The sequence below is a fragment of the Butyricicoccus sp. genome (genome assembly GCF_050872565.1).
Classification (GTDB): Bacteria; Bacillota; Clostridia; order Oscillospirales; family Butyricicoccaceae; genus Butyricicoccus_A.
Window position 1 is genome coordinate 1 of the sequence record NZ_JBNMHC010000159.1, and the last position, 4,967, is coordinate 4,967.

General features: G+C 49.1%; 6 protein-coding genes. 2 read left to right on the forward strand and 4 right to left on the reverse strand.

What is annotated here, in order from left to right; translation table 11 throughout:
- The coding region (locus ACR0P9_RS07495; protein WP_432618828.1) for a hypothetical protein at window positions 1–278 on the reverse strand (278 nt) is incomplete at its 3' end.
- Window positions 279–562: 284 nt separating this feature from the next.
- On the opposite strand from ACR0P9_RS07495, the gene ACR0P9_RS07500 reads away from it, so the two are divergent.
- A complete protein-coding gene (locus tag ACR0P9_RS07500) occupies window positions 563–2,092 on the forward strand; it encodes a sensor histidine kinase (RefSeq protein ID WP_432618830.1) in 1,530 nt (509 codons plus the stop codon).
- Complete coding sequence (locus tag ACR0P9_RS07505; protein WP_432618832.1) at window positions 2,093–2,791, forward strand: response regulator; 699 nt, start codon at window positions 2,093–2,095, stop codon at window positions 2,789–2,791.
- 56 nt (window positions 2,792–2,847) lie between these two features.
- Here ACR0P9_RS07505 and ACR0P9_RS07510 read toward each other — a convergent pair whose 3' ends face one another.
- The 3 genes from ACR0P9_RS07510 to cysK form a co-directional block, all read right to left on the reverse strand.
- Window positions 2,848–3,258: a hypothetical protein gene (locus ACR0P9_RS07510; protein ID WP_432618833.1), complete on the reverse strand. Its 411-nt coding sequence runs from the start codon at window positions 3,256–3,258 to the stop codon at window positions 2,848–2,850.
- A 217-nt stretch (window positions 3,259–3,475) separates the two neighbouring features.
- Window positions 3,476–3,901, reverse strand: coding sequence for a hypothetical protein (locus tag ACR0P9_RS07515; RefSeq protein WP_432618835.1), 426 nt, complete (start codon window positions 3,899–3,901; stop codon window positions 3,476–3,478).
- A gap of 63 nt (window positions 3,902–3,964) precedes the next feature.
- Complete coding sequence (cysK, locus tag ACR0P9_RS07520) at window positions 3,965–4,894, reverse strand: cysteine synthase A (protein ID WP_432618837.1); 930 nt, start codon at window positions 4,892–4,894, stop codon at window positions 3,965–3,967.
- Window positions 4,895–4,967 lie beyond the last annotated feature (73 nt).

A 4,967-nucleotide genomic window follows, 5' to 3' on the forward strand; every position in this document is an offset into this window, starting at 1 on the left:
GAAACGGTGGAGTCGGTGACAATCAAATCGTTGTCGTTGCGGCTGCCGATAGTAAACGGGTAGTGCGTTACCGGCACGCGACGACCCTGATACACGATGAAAAATTCCAGCGGGGTAGAAGAAGCTGCGCGAGCTGGAGCTTTTTTCTTCGGCTCTGGGGAATTGGTAGTTTCTTTTTCAGGCTGGTCGGCTGTCGTGAAGCGATTTGCCTTCCAGATAATAAGTACGGCCAAAATAATAATAACGCCGATCAGAACTGGTTTTAAAATATTATCCATAGGTGTTCCTCCTGTGTCTCTCCATATTATAGCATAAAAATTGAAAATGCAAATAGGTTTTAACAAATATATCGGAAATCTGAGAGAAAATGGAGATTTATTCCCGAAATTATGGAGAGAAATTCGGAAATAATCGGTCAATATGACAGAGAAATTTCAGTTGACGAAACAAATCCTTAACGCAAGAGTGCTTGTTTCGACAGGGTGTGATTGGTATAATAGAAGCAAAAGAAATAAAAGCTGTCGAATTCGTTGGATCGCAGCTGAAAGAAGGGAAATCCTGAATGGGTGAGAAAAAACGAAAGAAACAGCAGTCGATTTCGATCAGCCGGAAAAATGTGCTGGATCTGGGATTTACGCTTGGCATTATTCTTGTGGCGTGTCTGGTGTCCTCGCTGCTGGTGCATTATTCCAAGAGCTCTGCCAATGTCACGGCGGTATTTACGCTTGCTGTTCTGCTGACAGCGCGGGTGACAGATGGCTATGTTTGGGGCATTGTCGCCTCGATTATCGGTGTATTTGCCGTCAACTATGCATTTACCGATCCGTTTTTTGCTTTTAACTTTACATCGGCGGGCTATCCGATTATCTTTGCTTCCATGGCACTCATCGCCGTTGTGACCAGTGCGACGACGGGCAGCGTGAAATTGCAGGCATACCGGGCAAAGACAAGCGAAGAACATACGCGGAGACTGTATAATTTTTCTCAAAAGCTTGCCAGTGCACAAAATGCCGATCAGATGATTGATTTAGCTATGCAGTATCTGCATGAGCAGCTGGGCTGTCCGGTTTTGTATTTAGAGGATGAAAATGACATCCGTGAAAATCGAGAGCGCGTCGTCGGAGAAATCGGCGGCTTTGTCTCAGACTCCATTGAACACAGCGCGATTTCCGATTGCTTCCGTGAGGCGTGCGATACCGGTGTCGGCACCGTACATTCTCCGTATGCGCGGTTTCATTATATTCCGGTGCCGGGCAGCAGCGGAATGCTGGGCTGTGTGGGCCTGCTGTGGAGCAATGATTTGGCAAAGGAAGAAACGCAAGAGTATGTCAAAGCTATGCTGGCACAGACGGGTATCTCGTTGGAGCGGCAGCGTTTGGCAGAAGAGCGCAATCGCGCGGCGATGACTGCCGACAGAGAAAAGCTCCGGAGCAATTTGCTTCGCTCGATCTCGCACGATCTGCGCACACCGTTGACCGGCATTATCGGTGCATCGGCGGCAATTGAAGAAAACGGCGAGAGCATCGGCGCAAAGGAAATGCGTAAACTCGCCTCGGATATTCATGAGGATGCAGAATGGCTGCTGCGTATGGTAGAAAATCTGCTGTCTGTCACGCGCGTTTCTCAGACGACGGAATTGAAAAAGTCCGAAGAGGCAGCGGAAGAAGTTATCGTGGAAGCCGTATCGCGATGCAAAAAACGGTTTCCGGATGCACAGATTCGTGTAGATCTGCCGGAAGAGGACATGCTGTTTGTCCCAATGGACGCGACACTGATTGTACAGGTACTCATCAATCTCATGGAAAATGCCGTGCGCTATGCACAGACACCGATTGACATTGGTCTGCGCCGCAATGGAGATTTGGCCGAGTTTTCGGTCAGAGACTTTGGACCGGGCATTCCGGAGGACAAAAAGCAGCAGCTGTTTGACTCCGTGCAAGCACAGCCGGACAGCCGCCGCGGCGGTTTGGGCATTGGGCTGACCCTGTGCCGTTCCATTATTTCCGCGCACGGCGGAAGCATTTGGGAAGTCAATCATCCGGATGGCGGTGCACAATTCTTATTTACTCTGCCGTTGGAGGAGGAATCGTAAATGAATGGGGAGACCATTTTAATTGTAGAAGATGAACAGCCGATTGCACATGTGCTCATGACCATTTTGTCCGCCAATGGATACCATACCTTGCAGGCATCGACGGGCACGCTCGCGCGTTCTATTATCAATTCCCATTGTCCGCGCTTGATTCTGCTGGATTTGGGTCTGCCGGATATGGACGGATTGGAACTCCTGCGCTGGCTGCGTGAGTGGTCTGGTGTTCCGGTGCTTGTTGTTTCTGCAAGAGAAGAAGAAAACCAGAAGGTAGAAGCCTTGGATCTTGGCGCGGATGATTATATCACCAAACCGTTTGGTACATCTGAGCTGCTTGCCCGCATTCGCACCGCGCTGCGCCATCAAGCAAAGCTGGAATCCGGCGAAGATATGCCGCGCGGCAGCTACAGTGTGCGCGATCTCACAGTGGATTTTGAACGCCGCAAAGTCACATTGCGGGGAGAAGAAGTCCATTTGACACAGATCGAATACAAGATCGTCGAATTGATTGCGCGCCGTCCGGGGCGTGTGCTGACCTATGATTATATTATCAGCCGCATCTGGGGACCGTATGCCGTAGACAATAACCGCATTTTGCGCGTAAATATGGCACATATTCGCAGAAAATTAGAGGATAATCCGGCAGAGCCGTATTACATCCGCACGGAAATCGGTGTGGGATACCGCATGGCAGAAGAATAACACAAAAGCCTGAGAGAATTTTTTCTCCCAGGCTTTTTTTCTACTCATGCTAACCGTTATGTGCGCAGTGGTTCGGGTCTTTCGTGAACAATCACGAGGATTTTTACGCGCGGTTTTTCCAGCTCATGCTTGATGGATTTGATGTAGATATGATATTGAAATTTCTCAACGTACTGATGATAGAGCTTGGCATCGGTTTTATTGAGCTTGCCAAGCTCATCGCCATTTTCTGTGATAACTGTGCAGTTGGAACCGTTGGCATTGCAGATGATAAAAACAGGCTGCGCTTTGGTGCACGATGCGATGGTTTTAATGCGCTCGCTTTTGCCTGTGCCTTTGAGCTTCCAGATGAGATGTACATCGCCGTTTGCCGCAGGCTTCGGCAGATACATTCCTGCAAATGCTCCATCCGTCCGCAATTGCAGATCAAGATGGAGGGACGGTTCATTGGTCATTGTTTGCTTCATAAAGCCACCTCCGTTTCTGTCTGCTAACAAAAATATCATAGCATAAATTTGACCGTCCTTCAATGATTTGGCATGAAATTTGCATAAAGACTGTGTATAACTTTTGTAAACAAATTTGGTGTGTTTTAAAACACAGTTTAAGAAAACACGCGTTTTTGTGCAAAGTATTGAAAAAGAGAACAGCCGAAGGATTTTTTTCCTTCGGCTGTTTGTGCGCTTACAAAAACGATTTCATTTGTGTGATATTGGCGCGTTCGGTTGCAAGCAGCTTATCTGCCAAACGCGAAACAGCGGTATCCTGTACATCGCAGCTGCGAATGGTTTGAATGCTTTTTGTCACGCCCATGGTATTTCCCTGAATCATCATATCTGCAATATTGGATTCGGAGGAATCCATCATGGTTTTGAGTCCCGATGTCAGTTCGCTGGACCATTTGGCGAACGTGCCGACGTTTTCCGGCTCGCCGCCGAGTTTTTGCAGCAGAGAATCGGCGGAATCATGAATTTTTTTGTATTCCGTGCGCTGCTGCTTGAGCGCTTGACGGAATTCTCCATTGGTGTATGGCAGCACCGAGTCGATGCCGTCTGCGCCCATTTCCGTTGTCTGACGGATATGATTGAGCAGTGTGCAGTCATCCTTCATCAATGTTCTCACCTCAGAATCAGTATTGACCGACAGAGGCGGTGTTATGCGAAATTTTGCGGATTAGTCTGCAAACAATGGCGTGCTGAAATAGCGTTCAGCCGTGTCCGGCAAAATCGTCACAACGGTTTTGCCTTTGCCGAGCTGTTTTGCGAGTCTGCGCGCCGCGGCGACATTGCTGCCGCTTGAGATGCCGCACATCAAGCCTTCCAGACGTGCCAGATCTTTGGCGGTCTGCAATGCTTCTTCGTCTGTGACAATTTCAATATGGTCATAGATTTTGGTATTTAAAATATCCGGAATCAGTCCGTCACCAATGCCCATCTGCAAGTGTGTGCCGACTGAACCGCCGGACAAAATCGCTGCATGTTCCGGTTCAACTGCCCAGATCGTCATGTCCGGATGGACAGCGCGCAACGATTCGCCGATGCCGGTGATGGTTCCGCCGGTTCCGATACCGGAACAGAAACCGTCAATGCGGCAGTCCACTTGTTCTAAGATTTCCTGTGCAGTTTGGCTGCGGTGAATCTCTGCATTCGCTGGGTTGGCGAACTGCTGCGGCACGAAGACATGCGGATCTTCCTTTGCCATGCGCAAGGCAGTCTGAAGGCATTCGTCAATACATGCGCCAATATCTCCGTCATCGTGGATGAGAATCACTTCTGCGCCGTAGTGGCGAACCAGCTTGCGGCGTTCTTCGCTGACTGAGTCCGGCATGATGATGATCGTGCGGTAGCCGCGCACGGCACCGATGAGCGCCAGACCAATGCCCTGATTGCCGCTGGTCGGCTCTACAATGATGGAATCCGGATGAATCAGACCTTTCTTTTCTGCGTCCGCAATCATGTTAAAGGCCGTGCGCGTCTTAATCGAGCCGCCGACGTTCAGACCTTCAAATTTTACCAAGATTTGTGCGCTGTCTGGCTCTGTCATGCGGGAAAGCCGAATCACTGGCGTATGTCCCATTGCTTCTAATACGTTGTTGTAAACCATATGAATCATCCTCGTATACAAAAGCCGAAATCTCTCTCATTTTCGGCAAAAATTATGGTATTTCTACACTAGA